Consider the following 900-nt stretch of genomic DNA (forward strand, 5'->3'; position numbering starts at 1 on the left):
GTCATTAGTAGTTTAGTCGTAAATTATATCACCTACTTCATCTCAAGAACGAGAAATAGCGCAACCTTTAGGTAGGTTYACGCTTAATGAGGTTTCTCTTTTATTGAAAATGACAATACTTATCGCTCAAGAAAGCTACATTATAAATTTTGAAATTTTATTTATTTAAGATCAATGTTATATTCCCCATCTAGACCTTTCAAATTTTCCCTATGTAATATTTCAACATGAGGATATAGTCTGTTGAATTTATTCATTACTAACAATTCGAACTGTTCCGGTGAAATTTCAGCATTAAGGTAAAGCTTTTCAGGTGAGAAACTTTGCATACGTTTCTCCTTTCATTACGCATGACGAACTTCGTTTATCTTTAGGCTCAAAGCATAATGTCGGCTGTGATTGGGAGTCGGTACAGTGTTTTCCGCTTGCTTTAACTGCAAGTTTTTATTCATTTCGTAGATCACCAAATAAAGAATCAGTAGCAGCAGCAAGTTTAGGTCTTACTTCTTCCATCTCTTCATCTGTCATACCATTTAAGATAACGTACACCTTAGTTCCTTCATAAAAATTCAAAGCTAGTGTTTGGCACTTAAACCCGTCAACTTCACTAAACTGATAGGAGAATATATCTGGGTTGTTTCCTTTAATTTCATTTATCCAATATTTTTGTTCGTTTTCTATTAATTCCGAAGACCTATTATTAAACTCCGAACCTTTAAGATCATCATGATGATTAAACAATCTTGATATAACAAAACATTTTCCGCGAAAAACATGTTCATTTTCGTAAAAGTATATTGCTCTTGCTATTGACTCAAAAGAATATCTTAACTTATCATTATCGACATTGATCCAGAGAACCGGAAATTCTTTATCTTTAACTTTCAGAATATCCTCTCT

1 protein-coding gene is annotated in these 900 nt (G+C 32.7%); it reads right to left on the reverse strand.

Annotated elements, in window-relative coordinates; all coding sequences use genetic code 11:
- Positions 1–444: 444 nt before the first annotated feature.
- A partial coding sequence (locus tag AC1DUA_RS39260; protein WP_477504828.1) for a hypothetical protein occupies positions 445–900 on the reverse strand: 456 nt, incomplete at its 5' end.

Source organism: Paenibacillus sp. 01T422 (genome assembly GCF_056398785.1).